Genomic DNA, 18,623 nt, shown 5'->3' with positions numbered 1-18,623 from the left:
AAGAGATCGTATGGATAAAAAAACAGCCTCCGGGCGGAGGCTGTTATAGGGAAAATGCCTGATGGCGATGCTAATGCATCTAATCAGGCCTACAGTAGACGCAGGCCGAATAAAGCATTCTGATGCCGCCATCCGGCAGATCAACCCATTGCGCTTTCGCGCAGGCGGGTTTTCAGTTTGTTGTACTCATCAATCACATACTGCTCGGCGGCTCGCTGATCGGCGATCGGCTCAACGCGTACGGCGCAGTATTTGTACTCCGGCGTTTTGGTAATCGGGCTGAGGTTTTCAGTCACCAGCTCGTTACAGGCGCCAATCCACCACTGGTAGGTCATGTAAATCGCCCCTTTGTTCGGGCGATCGCTGACCTGCGCGCGGGTGATGATTTTGCCTTTGCGCGAATGAACCCACACCAGCGCTTCATCTTCAATGCCCAGACGCGCGGCGTCGGCGGTATTGATTTGCGCATAGCCCGGTTCATCGGCCAGCGCGGCCAGCGCCGCACAGTTACCGGTCATTGAGCGGCAGGAGTAGTGGCCGACTTCGCGCACCGTCGACAGTACCATCGGGTACTCTTCGGTGAGTTTATCGATAGGCGCTACCCAGTCGCAGGTGAAGAACTGCGCCAGACCGTTGGGGGTATCGAACTTCTCTTTAAAGAGGTACGAGGTTCCCTGATCGGCATCCGACGTGTCGCGGCACGGCCACTGGATATAGCCCAGCTCGCCCATTTTCTCGTAAGTGGCGCCGTAGAAATCCGGGCACAGATGACGCAACTCATCCCAGATCTCCTGGGTGTTGTTGTAGTGCATCGGATAGCCCATCCGGGTGGCGATTTCACTGATAATCTGCCAGTCGGTTTTCAGGTCCCACTTCGGCTCAACGGCTTTAAAGAAACGCTGGAAACCACGGTCAGCCGCAGAGAAGACGCCTTCATGCTCGCCCCACGAGGTGGAGGGTAAAATCACATCCGCCGCCGACGCGGTTTTGGTCATGAAGATATCCTGCACGATGACCAGTTCCAGATCCTCAAACGCTTTACGTACTGCAGAGAGTTCCGCATCGGTTTGCAGCGGATCTTCACCCATAATGTACGCCGCGCGCACTTCGCCATGCGCCGCACGGTGCGGCAGCTCGCTGATGCGATAGCCGGTATGCGCAGGCAGACTTTCTACACCCCAGGCTTTAGCGAACTTCTCGCGATTTTCCGGGAACTTAACGTACTGGTAGCCCGGATAAGTATCCGGCAGCGCGCCCATATCGCACGCACCCTGAACGTTGTTCTGGCCGCGAACCGGGTTAACGCCCGCGCTTGGCTTGCCGAGGTTGCCGGTCAGCATCGCGAGGCTGGTCAGTGAACGCACGGTTTCCACACCCTGATAGAACTGGGTGACGCCCATCCCCCACAAGATCGCTGCGCTTTTCGCGCTGGCATACATCCGCGCCGCCTGACGAATCTCCTGTGCGCTCACGCCAGTGATCTCTTCGACGGACTCCGGCGTATAGCCTTCGACAATCTTGCTGTACTCTTCAAAACCTTCAGTACGGCTGGCGACAAACGCTTTGTCGTACAGGTTTTCTTCAATAATGACATGCCCCATGGCGTTGAGCAGCGCGATATTCGAGCCGTTTTTCAACGCGATATGCATGTCGGCAATGCGCGCGGTTTCAATTTTGCGCGGATCGCAGACGATAATTTTCGCCCCGTTGCGTTTAGCGTTAATCACATGATTCGCCACGATAGGGTGGGAATCCGCCGGGTTATACCCGAAGACGAACACTAAATCAGTGTTATCAATTTCGTTAATCGCATTACTCATTGCGCCGTTACCGACCGATTGGTGCAGACCTGCAACCGATGGGCCGTGTCAGACGCGAGCGCAGCAGTCAACGTTATTGGTACCAATAACGGCGCGTGCGAATTTTTGCATTACATAGTTGGTTTCATTTCCGGTACCGCGAGAGGAGCCGGTTGTCTGGATTGCATCCGGACCGTACTTCGCTTTGATGGCGCTCAAACGTTCAGCGACGTAATTGAGCGCTTCATCCCAGGAAACAGATTCCAGTTTGCCGCCACGCTGGCGACGGATCATTGGGGTTTTCAGGCGCGGGGTCAGGATCTGGGTATCATTAATAAAATCCCAGCCGTAGTAGCCCTTCAGACACAGGGTACCCTGGTTGGTTTTCCCCTGCGCCGCCTCAGCCCGGACGATTTTGCCGTTATCGACCACCAGATTGATTTTGCAACCTGATGCGCAATACGGGCAAACCGTGACGACTTTTTTCATCGGTTTCGCTCCAGTTAATCAAATCGCGCATACGCGCTGTCGCCCTCAGTATGCATGTTTTATGCCACTTTTTTAGTATGGGCTTTCCCTGATATTACGGGCGAATTTTGTTCAAAACCCTGACGAAAAACAGGCTATCGTCAGTTTTGACGTGTCGAAAGAAAATGCCGCATGACATTTATTATGGGGAGAAACGCTGAGCGCAGGCCAGATAGGGCGGAGCCGCCATCCGGCAATCTGCTCTGCCTGAAGTGGGGGTTTTTAATAAATTGTCCGGATGGATAGACTCAAGGCCAGGGAACGCGTTGAGACTAACGCCAGGATAGAACGGGCCGCGGCAGGCAGTTCCATACCGCGGCCCGGCTTCAGAGGAGGCTGAAAAGGATTATCGCGGCAAAAATAGCGGCAATAACGAGATATTTCAGCGCGTAATAGAGAGTGCGGTTTTTCTTTTTCAGCCGTTGCCCGGCATCGCGTGCTGCGTGAACGTATTTAAAGATGCGATTAATCGCACCGGTGCGATCGTTCTCGTCGTTTGGCGAACTGGCGGCGGACATCAACGATGCGCCGACCCAGTGGTTTACGCTCTGCGCCCAGCGCCATTTCATTGGGCGCTCAATATCGCAAAAGAGGATAATACGCGTCTGCTCAGTTTTATTTTCCGCCCAATGAACGTAGGTTTCGTCGAAGATGACGGCTTCGCCGTCGCGCCAGCTATGGCGCTGTCGATCAACTTCAATAAAACAGCGGTCATCATTCGGTGTGCTTAATCCAAGATGGTAACGTACTGAACCGGCATAGGGGTCGCGATGTTTTCCCAGATAGGCCCCGGGAGGCAACTCGGCGAACATCGCCGCTTTGATAGAGGGGATGCTGTTGACCAGCTTTGTCGTTATCGGGCATAACGTTTCCGCCGACGGGTGGGCATCGGAATACCATTTAAGGTAAAACCGTTTCCAGCCGCGCTTGAAAAAGGTGTTGAATCCGGCGTCGTTATTGGACTGCGCGGCTTTTATGTGATGCTGAAGCCGTAGCGCCTCTTCACGAATCACCTGCCAGTTTTCCGTCAGCTTCTGCAGCTCTGGAAATGCCGTGGTATCAAAGTACGGCTGCTTTGCCGGTAACGTTGAGAAGCGAGTCATGAACATATTGATCGGCGCCATAAACGTCGAGTGGTCAAAGAGCTGACGGGAAAGCTTTTGTTTTTCCACCCCGCGTGAATGCGCATAAATGACGCTGATAATAAAAATACCGATAATGATTGCTGCGAACATAACGTCACTGTCCTTCTAAGAAAACCTCATCCCGGGATTTTCAGGCAACCCTCCCGGTGATGCCAAAGAGAAAAGTGTAGTTCGTTGACAATAAATTTACATTTATACAACTTAAAAGGGCCATTTTTGTTAAAGAAGCGAGTCAGCCCGTTTAATCTTTATCCAGGCTTGCCGACAGTAGAATTAAGATGGCTCCGCTACTTCACCCGGTGACGGTTGATTACGTTATGTCTTATCTCCCGATGACGGCTGCCAGATCACAATGCTTTCGTAAACCGAAAATGACTTTGCTTGTAACCTTCGCGAACATAAAAACGGTGTGCATCGCGGCGTTTAATATTTGTGGAAAGCTCCGTTAGCTCGGCGCCCGCCTGACGTGCTTCTTCTTCTGCCCAGGCCAGAAGCTGACTGCCAACTTTTTGTCCCCGCATCTGCGGTAATACCACCAGCTCCTGAATTTCGCCAATCCAGTTGGCATGATGGAGATGAAACTGCATATGCAGGCTGATCATGCCGACTACCTCTCCGTTGCGCAGCGCTAAACGATAATGAACGTTGGGGTCCAGTAAATTAGCGGCGAATCCATCCCTGAAAGCCTGATAATCAAGCTCATCTTTAAGTAACTCACAGATAAGCGCGTAAACAGAATCGGTATCCTCTGTTGTCGCGTGGCGTAATTCACAGACTGGCATAATGTCCTCCCGATGCTTCATCAGGATCAACCATCTTTCGCCAGACTGTAACAAACTACCGTCATTATTTATTCTATGGCAGTTAAACGGCGGATAACGTGCAGCCAAAGATCACTCTGATGGCAAGGGGGAGGGCGAGCCTCCCGGGGAGTTAGGTGGCAGGCTGATGTTTAACCACGTTAATCATCCACGGCACACCGAAACGATCGCTGACCTTGCCGAACCCCTGCGCCCAGAAGGTCTCCTGCCAGTCCATTTCGATTTGCCCTTGTGCGGCAAGGTTATCAAACCAGCGCTTCCCTTCTGCTACATCCTGGGTATCAAGCACCAGCGTAAAGCCGGAATAATGCGCCGTTCCCGACGCGCTGGCATCACTCATCATGATATCGCTGCCGGCAATGCGCATGTTGGCGTGGGCGATAGCAGTATCGGGAAAGCGCATTCCTGACGGGCAGCCCTCTTCGTTATCCGCCGCCGAGGGGGGCATTTCACCGAAGCTGAGTTTATAAAGCAGTTCTGCGCCTAACGTTTGTTGATAATACGCGATGGCGTCGGCACAGTTGCCGGCAAAAGAGAGATAGGGACTTAACGGCATGATGGTTACCTCAGGTAAGAGATGCTCGTTAAGTGTAGTTCGAAATTGGCACAATATTGTCGGTGGCAGGCCCGCTCAGGCCCGGTAAGCGAGGCGCTACCGGGCAATGACACGGTAAATCAGTTCTTTTTCACGAACTCGGATTTCAGTTTCATCGGGCCAAAACCATCGATTTTGCAGTCGATGTTATGGTCGCCTTCAACCAGACGAATATTCTTCACTTTGGTGCCGATTTTCAGCATGGAAGAGCTGCCTTTTACTTTCAGATCTTTCACGATGGTGACGCTATCGCCGTCCGCCAGCAGGTTGCCGTTGGCGTCTTTGACAATCAGCTCATCGCTCTCCTGAGCGGGTTCCGCATCGTTCCATTCGTGAGCGCATTCCGGGCAGATGAACATGCCGTTATCTTCGTAGGTATATTCGGAGTTACATTGCGGGCAGTGGGGTAATGACATGTTGGTATCCTCAAAAAGTCAGCGGGGGCAAACGCGCCCAAAAATGGCAGATCGCCGAAAAAGGCCGCAATTATACACAAAATCCTTAGCGTTGTCGGGACTATTGCCGCTTTTATAAAAGGGTCAGCGCAACGACAGTCAGCAATGGTTTACACTCAAATAACCGCTTTTTTACTGTCACCACAGCGCATTAGGGCGTCCTTATTTACACCTTTTGACCGAATTGACATATATGTGTGAAGTTGATCACATATTTAAACCCTGTTAGGGTAAAAAGGTCATTAACTGCCCATTCAGGCGTCAACAGGTTCGGTTGTACAGTCCGTAACCGGACAGTGTAAGTAAACCTGCTACGCTTGTATGAGGGAGAGCGTTCGCGCCCCTCCCTCCGCTCGACGGCGACGCTGGCGCGGTATGCCAGTGCCCGCCGTATATAGCGCTACAGGGCTTAGCCTATGAGGACAGCTATGCTGAAAAGGAAAAAAATAAAACCGATTACACTGGGCGATGTGACCATCATTGATGACGGTAAACTTCGCAAAGCGATTACCGCCGCCTCGCTGGGCAACGCGATGGAGTGGTTTGATTTTGGTGTTTATGGATTTGTTGCCTACGCGTTGGGTAAAGTCTTTTTCCCCGGTGCCGATCCCAGCGTCCAGATGATTGCCGCGCTGGCCACGTTTTCCGTTCCCTTCCTGATTCGTCCGCTCGGCGGGTTATTCTTTGGTATGCTCGGCGATAAATACGGGCGCCAGAAGATCCTGGCGATCACGATTGTGATTATGTCGATCAGTACTTTCTGTATCGGGTTAATTCCCTCTTACGCGACGATCGGTATCTGGGCGCCAATACTGTTGTTGCTATGTAAAATGGCGCAGGGCTTCTCGGTTGGCGGGGAATATACCGGCGCGTCGATCTTTGTCGCGGAATATTCGCCGGATCGTAAACGCGGATTTATGGGAAGCTGGCTGGATTTTGGTTCCATCGCCGGGTTCGTGCTGGGCGCGGGCGTGGTGGTCTTAATCTCAACGATTGTCGGCGAGGAGAATTTCCTGGAGTGGGGCTGGCGTATTCCGTTCTTTATCGCCCTGCCATTGGGAATTATTGGTCTCTACTTACGCCATGCGCTGGAAGAGACGCCAGCGTTTCAGCAGCACGTGGATAAACTGGAGCAGGGCGACCGCGAAGGGCTGCAGGATGGGCCGAAAGTCTCCTTTAAAGAGATTGCCACCAAACACTGGCGTAGCCTGTTGTCATGTATCGGTCTGGTGATTGCCACCAACGTGACCTACTACATGCTGCTCACCTACATGCCGAGCTACCTGTCGCATAACCTGCACTATTCTGAAGATCACGGCGTGTTGATTATCATCGCCATTATGATCGGGATGCTGTTTGTGCAGCCAGTGATGGGGCTGCTGAGCGACCGTTTCGGTCGACGTCCATTTGTGATTATGGGCAGCATTGCGCTGTTTGCGCTGGCGATCCCGGCCTTCATCCTGATTAACAGTAACGTTATTGGCCTGATTTTTGCCGGTTTGTTGATGCTGGCGGTGATTCTGAACTGCTTTACCGGGGTGATGGCCTCGACATTGCCGGCGATGTTTCCGACGCATATTCGTTACAGCGCGCTGGCGGCGGCTTTTAATATCTCTGTATTGATTGCCGGTCTGACGCCAACGCTGGCGGCCTGGCTGGTGGAAAGCTCGCAGGATCTGATGATGCCGGCGTATTATTTGATGGTCATCGCGGTGATAGGCTTGATTACCGGTATTTCCATGAAAGAGACGGCCAATCGTCCGTTAAAAGGCGCAACGCCAGCGGCGTCGGACATCCAGGAAGCGAAGGAAATTCTGGGCGAGCATTACGATAATATTGAGCAGAAAATCGACGACATCGATCAGGAAATCGCGGAACTGCAGGTCAAACGTTCGCGTCTGGTACAGCAACATCCGCGTATCGATGAATAAATTTCGCGCTTAAGGTTCGCTTAATCTCTCGCGGGCATACTCTCCTCCATACCTTTGGAGGAGAGCGTCATGAAAAGCTATATTTATAAAAGTTTGACGACCCTGTGTAGTGTGCTGATTGTCAGCAGTTTTATCTATGTGTGGGTCACGACGTATTAAACGCCTGTTATGCCTTTTTCAACATCACCCAGGCACGGGTGCCTGTTCTTTCCGTACGGTTTTGCAGGAAAAACTGTCCCTGATGTAGCTGGGTGATGCGGCTGACGATACTCAGCCCCAGGCCAATTCCGCCATAACGGCTGTCCATCCGCACGAACGCTTCGCTTAGCTTCCCGCATTTGCTTTCATCAATACCCGGCCCCTCGTCTTCGACCGCCATAATAGCGTCGGGGTCGGCGCTAATGTGGATAGTGATATGGGTTCCTTCAGGGCTATAGCGATGCGCGTTTTCCACCAGATTTCGCAGCAGCATACGCAGTAACGTCGCGTCACCGCGCACCACCACGTCCGCCGCGCTTTCCGGCAGCAACAGAGTTTGCTGACGCGTTTCCAGCATGGTGTTCAGCTCATCGTAGGAGGGGAGGATCACATCTTCCAGCAGTTTTACTTCCTGATAATTCCCGGAAGAGAATGACTGGCCCACGCGCGCCAGTTGCAGAAGCTGGGAGACGCTATCCATCATCTGGTCAAGACGGGCGATAAGCGGCGCGACATCAACATTGTGGGTTTTTGACAATAATTCCAGATGCAAACGCACCCCCGACAGCGGCGTGCGTAGCTCATGGGCCACATCGGCGGTAAAAAGGCGTTCATTGTCGAGCGTGGTGGTCAAACGCGTAACCAGTTGATTGATCGCCGAGACAACGGACTCAATCTCAAGCGTGGAGCTGTGAATGGCGATCGGCGTCAGATTATCCGCCGTCCGCGCTTCCAGCTCTTTTTGCAGTTCGGCGAGTGGGCGGGTAATACGCCGTACCGCCTGGTAGCAAACAAGCAGCGTCAGGCTAACCATAAATATGCTGGGGACGATCAGGCTGGCGACCGCCTCGCGAATTTCGTGCATGATATGGCGATCGTTGTTGCGATTATCCCGCAGCGCCTGCTCGAACAGTTGGATTTGCTCAGTGCTTTCATGCCATAACCAGAAGGTACTGATTAGCTGGAACACCAGCAGAATAAGACCAATTGTCAGAGTTAAACGCTGGCGAAGGGTCATCGCTCTTCGCTGAAAACGCATCAGGCTCACTTAGCTTTCCTCAGTGGCAACCAGCATGTAGCCAAACCCGCGAACCGTGCGAATGCGCGACTTGCCGACTTTGTCGCGCAAATTATGTATATGCACTTCCAGAGTGTTGGTCGAGGGTTCGTTATCCCAGTTGTAGATATCGTTATAAAGAATTTCCCGGTGCACCGGACTGCCTGCCTTGAGCATCAACCGTGAGAGCAACGCGTACTCCTTAGGCGTCAGGGTCAGTTCCTGTCCATCCCTCCATGCCTGATGGCGGCCTATATTGAGCGTCAGATTGCCAACCGTCAGTTCACTTTCACCCTGGTTATTATGGCGGCGCAGCAGCGCGCGGATGCGGGCGTGCAACTCCTCCAGGGCGAAGGGTTTTACCAGATAATCATCTGCGCCGACATCCAGCCCGCTAATGCGATCGTTGAGCGTATCGCGGGCGGTCAGAATGAGTACCGGCAGAGTATATTTTTTCTGTCGGATTCGCGTCAGGAAATGCAGGCCATCCTCATCGGGCAGCCCTAAATCCAGCACCATCAGACTGTAATGACCAGACTCCAGACTATGCTCGGCGGCACGCGCTGTCGAAACGCCATCACACGCATAGCCTTCGGTTTGCGCGGCGAGTATTAACCCCTGTAATAATAGCGTGTCGTCTTCAACAATCAGTATCTTCATTCGCTTAGTCTCCTGCACGGTTGCAGAATATCATCTGCGGCCTGGTAATACGTCGTTTGTACGCCGGTTAATCCCAGCATGGTTGAGAAAAGATTGTCCTGTGAATAATCCAGCGTGCTCGCCCGTTTTTGCAGGCAGGCCTGATCCACCTGATAACGCTGTTGATAATCTTTAGAAAGCCAAATGAGCATCGGGACATGTTTTTGCGTATCCGGCGCAATGGAATACGGCAGACCGTGTAAATAAACGCCATTTTCACCCAATGATTCGCCGTGATCGGAAAGATACACCAGGCTGGTTGTGAATTTATCCTGATGAGATTTCAGCAGGTTAATGGCTTTATCTACAATATAGTCCACGTACAGCACGGTATTATCATAGGTGTTGATCAACTGCTGTTGGGAACAGTTCTGAATTTCGTTAGTGTCACAGGTTGGGGTAAATTTTTTAAACTGCGGTGGATAACGGTTGTAATAGGTTGGGCCGTGGCTGCCGATGGTATGTAGTACAATAACGCCATCGCCTTTCAAATGGTCGATATAGTCTTCCAGACCGTGGAATAACACCTCATCGTAGCACTCGCCGTCGATACATTGTCCGGGCAGGTTTAGCTCGGTGACATTTTGATGCGGAACGCGATCGCATGCGCCTTTACAGCCGCCGTCATTATCATTCCACAGTACGTTAATCCCCGCGCGCTGGATAATATCCAGTAGCCCTTCCTGGTGATGCGCCAGCTCTTCGTCATAATGTTTGCGCGGCATATCAGAAAACATGCAGGGAACGGAGATCGCGGTCGCCGTACCGCAAGAGGTGGTATGCGGGAAATAGATTACATCGTCTTTCGCCAGCCGCGGATTGGTGTCGCGCGGATAGCCGCCAAGAGAGAAATCATCGCCGCGCGAGGTTTCGCCAACGATAAGAATCGTCAGGTTTTTGCGATCGCCTTTCAGCATTAATGGATTGCGATGGGCATCCTCGCCAATGCGTACCAGCGGCAAATTCGCCAGCCGTTGATGCGAATACCATGACCAACTGGCGACAATACTGTTCGATGGGCTTAACGCTTTGATCAACTGTTTATTATTTCGAAATAGCGAGGCGTAATCTTTATAGAAAAAGGCGGCGACCAGAATAACTAATAAAATAGAGATCAGGACGCTGGCCAGGCGGTAAAGCCCGCTACGTAAGCGCGGCGTCGCCGGGCGGATTTTGACCCAGAAGGCAATCACGGCGGCCAGAACGCCGCTTAATCCCAGCGTCAGCACCATTCTCGGCGTCATCAGCGCAAAGGTTTCCGCAGGCGTGGTATCCATCATATTGGCGATCATGGAGCGATCGATGATGATGCCGTAAGTCAAAATAAAATACTGCGCGGCAGCGCCGACCAGAATAAAAACGCAGGCCAGCAGTCGGTTTAGCCAAATAAATGAGGCCAGCGTCAGCACACTATTGACCACGCTAAACGCGACGACCGGCATGGAAATAAACACCAGCACATTGCGTAGCGAGTTTAACGGTAGGTCTTGTAGTACCTGCTTGTAGAACGCAATGTTCAGGCAGACGGCAATATAAAAGGAAAAAAGCAGAAGCCAGGCGATTTGCCCAAGAACAGGTCTTTTAAGAAAGCGCTTTAACATGTTGATGCGTCCATCGATTCGGTGACGCTAATCGTGACAAAGTAAAATTAAGTGAACCTTAAGAACTTAATGTTGGTGGTGGCCGGATAACCTGCGCTATCCGGCCTGTTGCGATAACATTAACTACACGTGGTCAATCCTGTTTAACCGGCGCATCCAGCGGATACGGGTTTTTGTGAATGCGGTTGTAGTTCAACGCATACAGCGCGGTGATCACCATCAACGTGACGAACGACCACATCACTTCTTTGGCGCCGGAACCGATGACCGCCCAGATGCAATACACAAACGCGACGAAGGTAATCAGCAGATACAGCGGGCGCGCTTTACCAAAGTGGCCGTGGCCCAACAGCAACAGCGCAGCACAGGTGTAAAGATAAGGCACCAGGGTGAAGATAACCGACACGGAGGAGACCAGACCAAACTCTTTCGCGGCATTCGGCGACATACTGCTGAACTGGAAGATAGTCATCAGCACGCCGACGATAAGCAACCCAGCCACTGGCGTACCGGCTTTATTAACCCGCGCGAAGATCGGCGGGAAGAGACCATCGTCCGCCGCCGCTTTTGCGGTTTGACCGGCAAGCAGCGTCCAGCCGCCGAGAGAGCCCAGGCAACCTGCTGCCGCACAGAAGGAAACAATAGCCCCTGCGGTATCGCCCAGCGCCATACGCGCCGCGTCACCGAAAGGCGATGCCGACACACGCAGCGCTGCGTTGGGGATCATCCCCATAATCGCCGTTGTGGAGAGTACATAGCAGACGGCGGCGATCAGTACCCCGCCGATGGTGGCGATAGGCACGTTGCGTTTCGGGTTTTTGACCACACCGGCCGCAACGGAGGCGCTTTCTACCCCGATGAATGACCACAGCGTAACGTTCAACGTGCTTTGAATCGCGCCGAAGGTATTCATGCCGCTCACGTTCCAGGCCGCCATATAGGTTTCGCCTTTAAACCAGAACCAGCCGAAGACCGCAATCCCTACGATAGGCACCAGCGCCAGTACGGTGGCGACGGCCTGTACGCGGGTAATCATTTTCGGCCCGACGATGTTCAGCAGAACAAAAATCCACAGCACCGCGACGCAGGTAAGCGTTAATACCAGCGGATCTTTCAGAATCGGGAAGAAATAGCTCAGATAGCCGACGCCGATAACGACCATCGCGATATTACCGATCCAGCATGCCAGCCAGTACAGCACGTTCGTTTGATAGCCCAAAAACGGCCCGAAGCAGCGACGTGCGTAGGCATAGGAACCGCCGGGACTGGGATCTAAGGACGACATTTTGGCATAAACCATCGACAGCGCCAGGGCGCCGATGATAGTGACCAGCCATCCGTAGATTGCAATCCCGCCAGTGGCCGCCAGGTTGGCAGGGAGTAAGAATACCCCTGAACCCATAATATTCCCCGATACCATTAAGGTGACGGGGATTAGGCCCACTTTGTGAGCATCAGCATCCGAAGACATAATTTGGACTCCTGAAAAGGTGACTTCGTTACGATAAATTACGTCGTATCATACCCCCTCAGAATGCCGCTGAATTATGTCGGAGACGGGTTATCGCCAATGCTGTTATTATCGTGTCTTATCGTTGAGTGTAGAAAAATTAGGCAGCCGTTCGTTCCCGATGTTGGCTAACATAATGCAGGGGGGTCATACCATAAAACTCTTTAAACACGGAAATAAAGTACGATGTGCTGTTATACCCACACAGCTGTGAGACTTGAGAGATATTCTTTCCGTCCATTAATAATTGGTTTACGGCATAACGCATTCGGCAGGTCGTGATTATTTGGCTATAACTGGTATTCTCGTTTTTGAGCTTTTTCTTTAACAAGCTTGGACTCAGGCACAGGCAGCTGGCAACGGCGCTCAGATTCCAGTCTTTATGAATATCGCTCTGAATGATGTGGTAAACGCTGTCACTGATGCGGCTGCGCAGCATGTGCATTAACAAAGAAATAAATTTTTTGTGGTCAAGAAAGCGGGATAAAACGGTGAAAAGGAGCGCACGGGTACGTTCACTAACAATTTCATCCGGTGCTTCCATCGCGCTGTAGCGGGCGGCGACCCTGAAGATATCCGGCGTCAGACAGTTGGCGGTCAATAAGGGATCGGCGTTGCGTTGCCAGACGGGAAGGTGTGAGAGATCTTTATTCAGGAATTGTAAATAGTCTTTAATATTATTGCGACTCACTTGTATTACTAGCACGCTATTTAATGATGAAATGTCAATAACGTTATTTTCACAAGCCAGAATGGCCATATGATTCGCTTTTAAACTGATTGGCTCCTTACCATTTACTCGTAACCATGTATCTTTTTCGGTTAATAACACTATGCAAGGTTCGTTGCTGCAAATCCTCATACCCGAACTCCTGGAATATGAACATAAAATACCGGATCTCGCCAAACGGGAGAGATAACGGGGACTGAGTCAATTGTGTGATGAATTGAAACTGCACTAAAATAACTTTCCTGAATAATATTACAATATTTGTACGATGAATTAGGGTGTACAAAAAGTTGTACGCGAGTGGCAACTTGTCATTTTTGTATAAAAAAAGCGCGGGATGGGGCCCGCGCAAAAAGGTATGACAGTATTATTGTTTTGCAGCAATACTCAGGGAATACATGCCATCCTCAAAAAAAAGACTCTTTGTGATTAGGCTTTCACGCACATAACGTGATATACGCCATCAATAATTTCCGTGCCTTCGGTTTCATGCTCAAAGCCAGGGAAGTGATGATCCCAGGATTGCAGTGAGCGTAAGTAACCCACCTGCGGACTGTTTTCATCGCCAAAGTTTTCGCCGGAGAGCAGCATCGGGATGCCTGGCGGGTAAGGAATAACGGAGTTCGCCGCGATGCGACCCGGTAGATTTTCAATCGCCACCATTTCAATATTGTTGTTCACAATCGCGTTGTAGGCGTCGCGCGGGGTAATCTCCGCAACCGGCAGGGTGGAATAGGCGGCGTTGAGACGGGCGCCCGGGTTATTTTCACGTAGCCAGGCAAACATTTTATCGCCCAGGTCATGAATACCCATGTTCGCGTAAGTGTCAGGATAATCCTGCACCAGTTCCGGCATCACCTGCGCCAGCGGCGTATTCGCGTCGTAATGATGTTTGAAGGAGCACAGCGTGTTGATCAGCGTTCCCCATTTCCCGCGAGTTACCCCCATGGAGAACAGGAACATAATCTGAAAGTCGGTGGTGCGGGTCGGCACGATACCGTGGCGGCCAAGCCATGCTGTGACCAGCGCAGCAGGTACGCCGGATGCTTCCAGTTCGCCATCGTCGCCCATACCCGGCGCCAGAATACTGACTTTAATCGGGTCCAGCATACTCCAGTTATCCGGCAGGTCTTTAAAGCCGTGCCAGGTTTCTCCGGGGCGCATGACCCAGCAGTTCTGGTCGGTGGCCAGCAGTTTTGCCGGCGCGTCGGCGAAGTCATACGTTTTACCGGTTTGTGGATCGGTGACGACGTCTTTATTCCACGGTTTAAAGAACCAGTCGCCTTCATCGGTAAACTCTTTATAAAGACGCGCCATCGCCTGACGGAAATCAACCGCTTCGTCAATCACCTCTTGAGTCAGGGACAGGCCGCTGTTACCGTCCATCATCGATACCGCCACATCGTTGGATGCGCAGATGGCATATAACGGAGAGGTGGTGGCATGCATCATATATGCCTGGTTGAAGCGGGAGAAATTCACCGCGCCACGGCCTTCACGGACATGAATGTAGGAAGCTTGTGAAAGCGCATTCAATAATTTGTGCGTGGAGTGGGTGGCAAACACGGTCGGACCGTTATGGTCGCCTGGCTCGCCGCGCATCGCGTAGTGATCGCAATAAATCGGGTTGAAGCGCGCATAGCCGTACCATGCTTCGTCGAAGTGAATGCGATCGCTGGTTTTTGCCAGCAGATCCTGCGCCTCTTTGGCGTTATAGCATACGCCGTCATAGGTACAGTTGGTCACCACGCTGTAAGACGGTTTCTGTCCGGCTTTGGTTTTGGTCAGCGGGCTGGCGCTGATTTTTTTCTGCAAGGTTTCAGGCTGCATTTCCTGCGGGTAGATTGGCCCGATAATGCCGTAACGGTTACGGCTTGGCACCATATATACCGGTTTGGCCCCAGTGAGGATCAGCCCCTGCTCGATGGATTTATGGCAGTTACGATCCAGTACAACGACATCATTATCCGTCATACAGGCCTGCATAATAGTACGGTTAGAACCGGAGGTCCCGACAACCACGGACCAGGAGCGGTCAGCACCGAATACGCGGGCGGCGTTTTTCTCGCTTTCGCCAAACGCGCCGGTATGGTCGAGGAGTGAACCGAGCGTGGTACGCTCAATCCCCATATCGCTGCGGAACAGGTTTTCGCCATAATAATCGTGATAAAAGCGACCGGCAGGCGTTTTAGTGAAACCGACGCCGCCCTGGTGTCCCGGCGCCGCCCATGAATATTCATGAATGTCGCTGTATTTCATCAACGCGTTAAACAGCGGCGGTAACAGTTGCTGGCGATACCGGGTCATGGCGGCAACAGCGCGTCCGGCGATAAAGTCAGCGGTGTCTTCCAGAATCCAGGTGAATTCATCGACAAGCTCCAGCAGGTCGCGGTCCAGCGATGCCGTCGCTTTTTCCCTGTCGCCTAACAGGAAAACGGGCACGTTTTGCTGACGCTCGTGAAGCTTACCGATCAATTGCCTGACGCTCAGGTGCTCATCCGGTTGTTCCATTTGGTAGCTAAACATCAGACAGTCAATGGCTTCGTTCGCGGACAAGATGGCATAGCCGTCATCGAAGGATGTCGATTTAATGACGGTAACATTTTGTTGGCTCAAGGCATCCGCCAGACGCTCAACCGCGTTGCCAACCCAGGTGTCCTGATGCAGAAACTCACTTTCAACAATTAATACTTTCATCATCTTTTACCCGGTTGTGGAGGCCGTGCAATTTACGCCTTGCCGACCCGCCGTATGAATGTGACGTGGGCAAGTATTACCCCGTCAAATAGGGGGTGTAAAGTGATGGAATAATGGTCAGTTATTGATATTATTGTTTAATAAACAATGGGTTAATTATTGATATCGAGCGATTTCACCTGCCGTTTATCGACAGGTGAATTATTTTTTTGGCTGATAGTGGTATCCGGCTTTAGCCGGGCATCGTCTGGCGTCGTTGCTGGCTTAGCTTGCGATATTGTTGCGGAGACATGCCGACAAATTTGCTAAAAGTACTGTAAAAACGGCTGCTGGATCGGAACCCGGCAGTCAGAGCGACATCGAGGATCGTTTTGTCAGTATCGCTCAATAAGGCACGTACGTGATTGATGCGCATCGCCGTGATGTACTGCTTCATCGTCAATTGCATAACCCGCTGGAATATTCCCATCGCGTAATTAGCATTGAGTTTGACATGCTCCGCGACGTCGTTAATGGTGAGCGCCTGATCGTAGTTATCGGCAATAAATCCCAGCATCTGGCTTACGTAAAACTGCGCATGGCGTGAGACGCTATTCTTGTGGGTGCGTGATGTTTTATTGAGCAAAATGGGCTGCCAGCCGGAAAGGCTAAAGCGTTTAAGCATCAAGCCGATTTCATCGATCGCCAACTGGCGAATTTGCTCATTCGGGCTGCTTGTTTCCTGCTGCCAGCGCAACACTTCAAAGGTGCTAAGCTGCTGGGTCGCCAGTGATTTGACCACCATCCCGTGCGTGACGTGGTTGATAAGATCGCGATCCAGCGGCCAGGAGAGAAACAGGTGCATCGGCAAACTGAAAATCGCCATCTGGCGGCAGTTGCCGGGGCGGGTAAGCTGGTGTGGCGTACAGGCCCAAAACAGGGTGATATGTCCCTGCTTTATCTGCACGACTTCATTGTTGATTAAATACTCCACATCGCCGTCAAACGGAACATTCACTTCTACTTGCCCATGCCAGTGACTGCTGGCCATTCTGTGCGGTGGCCTCAGCTCAACGTCCAGTCGTTGATATTCGGAATAGAGCGACAGCGGGCTACGGGTTTGCTTTTCATCGCCGTTGCACATGTGCGGGTCGGGCGGGAGGAGGGATATTGCTTGCGTACTCATCGTCACTCCATTTCCTGAATTATCAGAATTATGCCCCTTTAGCCGGGAGGAAACCGGGAATCCGGACACAGAATCCGTCGATATTGTAGAGCGTAGCCTGACTTTCAGGCCGAATACTCTGCTTTTTACGCCATTTTGTCCCAAAAACTCAGATCTCCCGCATGTCAGCATACGATCTGAGTTTTCGGGAATGCTCATCGGGGAAGACGGAGGTTTTCACCGGGAACGCGTGCCACCATGAAGGTGTTCACTACTGTTCTGGAGAGTCATGATGACGGCACCCAAAATTACCTTTATCGGCGCAGGTTCTACGATTTTCGTCAAAAATATCCTCGGCGATGTGTTTCACCGCGAGGCGCTAAAATCAGCGCATGTCGCCCTGATGGATATTGACGAAACCCGGCTGGAAGAGTCGCACATTGTGGTACGGAAACTGATGGACTCAGCGGGCGCTTCTGGCCGGATTACCTGCCATACCAACCAGAAAGCGGCGCTACAGGATGCGGATTTCGTGGTGGTCGCCTTTCAGATTGGCGGCTACGAACCCTGCACCGTGACCGATTTTGAGGTTTGTAAGCGTCATGGCCTGGAACAGACGATCGCCGATACGCTGGGGCCGGGCGGCATTATGCGCGCGCTGCGGACCATCCCGCATCTGTGGCGGATTTGCGAAGACATGACGGAAGTCTGTCCGAAGGCCACCATGCTCAATTATGTCAACCCGATGGCGATGAACACCTGGGCTATGTATGCCCGCTATCCGCATATCAAACAGGTCGGCCTGTGCCATTCGGTACAGGGAACGGCGGAAGAACTGGCGCGCGACCTGAATATCGATCCCGCCTCGCTGCGCTACCGCTGCGCCGGCATTAACCACATGGCGTTTTACCTCGAACTGGAGCGCAAAACGGCTGACGGGACTTATGTCAATCTCTATCCTGAATTGCTGGCGGCTTATGACGCCGGACAGGCGCCGAAGCCCAATATTCACGGCAATGAACGCTGCCAGAACATTGTGCGCTACGAGATGTTCAAAAAGTTGGGCTACTTCGTCACCGAATCATCAGAGCATTTTGCCGAGTACACGCCGTGGTTTATTAAACCGGGACGCGAAGATCTGATTGCGCGCTACAAGGTGCCGCTGGATGAATATCCGAAACGCTGCGTAGAACAACTGGCGAACTGGCATAAAGAACTGGAGGAGTATAAAACCGCCGAGCGTATCGACATCAAACCGTCCCGCGAGTACGCCAGTACCATTATGAACGCTCTGTGGACCGGCGAGCCGAGCGTGATTTACGGCAATGTGCGTAACGAGGGGCTGATTGATAACCTGCCGCAGGGAAGCTGCGTGGAAGTGGCTTGTCTGGTGGATGCCAACGGCATTCAACCGACGAAGGTGGGGACGATCCCTTCTCATCTGGCGGCGATGATGCAGACCAACATCAACGTGCAAACGCTGTTGACCGAAGCCATCCTCACGGAAAACCGCGATCGCGTGTATCACGCGGCGATGATGGACCCTCATACCGCGGCGGTGCTGGGTATCGAAGAAATCTATGCGTTGGTTGACGATCTGATCGCCGCGCATGGCGACTGGCTTCCGGCCTGGTTACGCCGTTAATCTCCAGCCGCGCTGGACGGCAGATCCGGCGTTTAACCTCTACTAACAGAAGGCGGGCGCTGGTAACA

15 protein-coding genes are annotated in these 18,623 nt (G+C 52.2%); 3 read left to right on the top strand and 12 right to left on the bottom strand.

From position 1 onward, the window contains the following. Nucleotides 1-140 precede the first annotated feature (140 nt). The 5 genes from J4614_RS09350 to J4614_RS09330 form a co-directional block, all read right to left on the bottom strand. Nucleotides 141-2,288 carry a formate dehydrogenase H subunit alpha, selenocysteine-containing gene (locus J4614_RS09350; RefSeq protein WP_011233236.1) on the bottom strand — a complete coding sequence of 716 codons (2,148 nt, stop codon included), beginning with the start codon at nt 2,286-2,288 and terminating at the stop codon, nt 141-143. Between the two features lie 365 nt (nt 2,289-2,653). After that, nucleotides 2,654-3,562: a lipid A hydroxylase LpxO gene (gene lpxO, locus J4614_RS09345; protein ID WP_000457035.1), complete on the bottom strand. Its 909-nt coding sequence runs from the start codon at nt 3,560-3,562 to the stop codon at nt 2,654-2,656. Nucleotides 3,563-3,819: 257 nt separating this feature from the next. Further along, nucleotides 3,820-4,254 carry an aminoalkylphosphonate N-acetyltransferase gene (gene phnO / locus J4614_RS09340; RefSeq protein ID WP_208293144.1) on the bottom strand — a complete coding sequence of 145 codons (435 nt, stop codon included), beginning with the start codon at nt 4,252-4,254 and terminating at the stop codon, nt 3,820-3,822. Between the two features lie 151 nt (nt 4,255-4,405). After that, the gene (gene yjdN, locus J4614_RS09335) at nt 4,406-4,849 is read right to left on the bottom strand and encodes a VOC family metalloprotein YjdN (RefSeq protein ID WP_001131301.1); all 444 of its coding nucleotides are present in this window, start codon (nt 4,847-4,849) and stop codon (nt 4,406-4,408) included. 119 nt (nt 4,850-4,968) lie between these two features. Further along, a complete protein-coding gene (locus J4614_RS09330) occupies nt 4,969-5,304 on the bottom strand; it encodes a zinc ribbon domain-containing protein YjdM (RefSeq protein WP_000056482.1) in 336 nt (111 codons plus the stop codon). Nucleotides 5,305-5,771: 467 nt separating this feature from the next. On the opposite strand from J4614_RS09330, the gene proP reads away from it, so the two are divergent. Together proP and pmrR are read left to right on the top strand one after the other, a co-directional pair. Beyond that, nucleotides 5,772-7,274 (top strand): glycine betaine/L-proline transporter ProP, encoded by a 1,503-nt coding sequence (gene proP, locus J4614_RS09325; RefSeq protein ID WP_000919710.1) that lies wholly within the window; start codon nt 5,772-5,774, stop codon nt 7,272-7,274. A 69-nt stretch (nt 7,275-7,343) separates the two neighbouring features. Continuing rightward, a complete protein-coding gene (gene pmrR, locus J4614_RS09320; RefSeq protein WP_000844399.1) occupies nt 7,344-7,433 on the top strand; it encodes an LpxT activity modulator PmrR in 90 nt (29 codons plus the stop codon). A 7-nt stretch (nt 7,434-7,440) separates the two neighbouring features. On the opposite strand, the gene pmrB is transcribed toward pmrR, so the two are convergent. The 7 genes from pmrB to melR all read right to left on the bottom strand — a co-directional run bounded on the left by pmrB (nt 7,441) and on the right by melR (nt 16,931). Then, a complete protein-coding gene (gene pmrB, locus J4614_RS09315; RefSeq protein WP_071585826.1) occupies nt 7,441-8,511 on the bottom strand; it encodes a two-component system sensor histidine kinase PmrB in 1,071 nt (356 codons plus the stop codon). 9 nt (nt 8,512-8,520) lie between these two features. Then, a complete protein-coding gene (pmrA, locus tag J4614_RS09310) occupies nt 8,521-9,189 on the bottom strand; it encodes a two-component system response regulator PmrA (protein WP_000697894.1) in 669 nt (222 codons plus the stop codon). Beyond that, the gene (gene eptA / locus J4614_RS09305) at nt 9,186-10,829 is read right to left on the bottom strand and encodes a phosphoethanolamine transferase EptA (RefSeq protein WP_001630070.1); all 1,644 of its coding nucleotides are present in this window, start codon (nt 10,827-10,829) and stop codon (nt 9,186-9,188) included. The genes pmrA and eptA overlap by 4 nt, the downstream gene beginning before the upstream one ends. 133 nt (nt 10,830-10,962) lie before the next feature. Next, a complete protein-coding gene (adiC, locus tag J4614_RS09300) occupies nt 10,963-12,300 on the bottom strand; it encodes an arginine/agmatine antiporter (protein ID WP_000093130.1) in 1,338 nt (445 codons plus the stop codon). Between the two features lie 139 nt (nt 12,301-12,439). Further along, on the bottom strand, nt 12,440-13,201 hold the full coding sequence (locus tag J4614_RS09295; RefSeq protein ID WP_023232997.1) for an AraC family transcriptional regulator: 762 nt from the start codon (nt 13,199-13,201) through the stop codon (nt 12,440-12,442). Nucleotides 13,202-13,498: 297 nt separating this feature from the next. Beyond that, the gene (adiA, locus tag J4614_RS09290; protein ID WP_208293158.1) at nt 13,499-15,766 is read right to left on the bottom strand and encodes an arginine decarboxylase; all 2,268 of its coding nucleotides are present in this window, start codon (nt 15,764-15,766) and stop codon (nt 13,499-13,501) included. A gap of 232 nt (nt 15,767-15,998) precedes the next feature. Then, the gene (gene melR, locus J4614_RS09285; RefSeq protein ID WP_000106992.1) at nt 15,999-16,931 is read right to left on the bottom strand and encodes a transcriptional regulator MelR; all 933 of its coding nucleotides are present in this window, start codon (nt 16,929-16,931) and stop codon (nt 15,999-16,001) included. 268 nt (nt 16,932-17,199) lie between these two features. Between melR and melA the strand changes: the two genes are divergently transcribed. Then, nucleotides 17,200-18,555 (top strand): alpha-galactosidase, encoded by a 1,356-nt coding sequence (melA, locus tag J4614_RS09280; RefSeq protein ID WP_001666042.1) that lies wholly within the window; start codon nt 17,200-17,202, stop codon nt 18,553-18,555. Nucleotides 18,556-18,623 lie beyond the last annotated feature (68 nt).

Source organism: Salmonella sp. 32031103-2018-00083-FB-01-SM-01 (assembly GCF_017571995.1).
Classification (GTDB): domain Bacteria; phylum Pseudomonadota; class Gammaproteobacteria; order Enterobacterales; family Enterobacteriaceae; genus Salmonella; species Salmonella enterica.
Note: the sequence above shows the minus strand (reverse complement) of the source record. Positions and strands in the feature narration are given on the sequence as shown.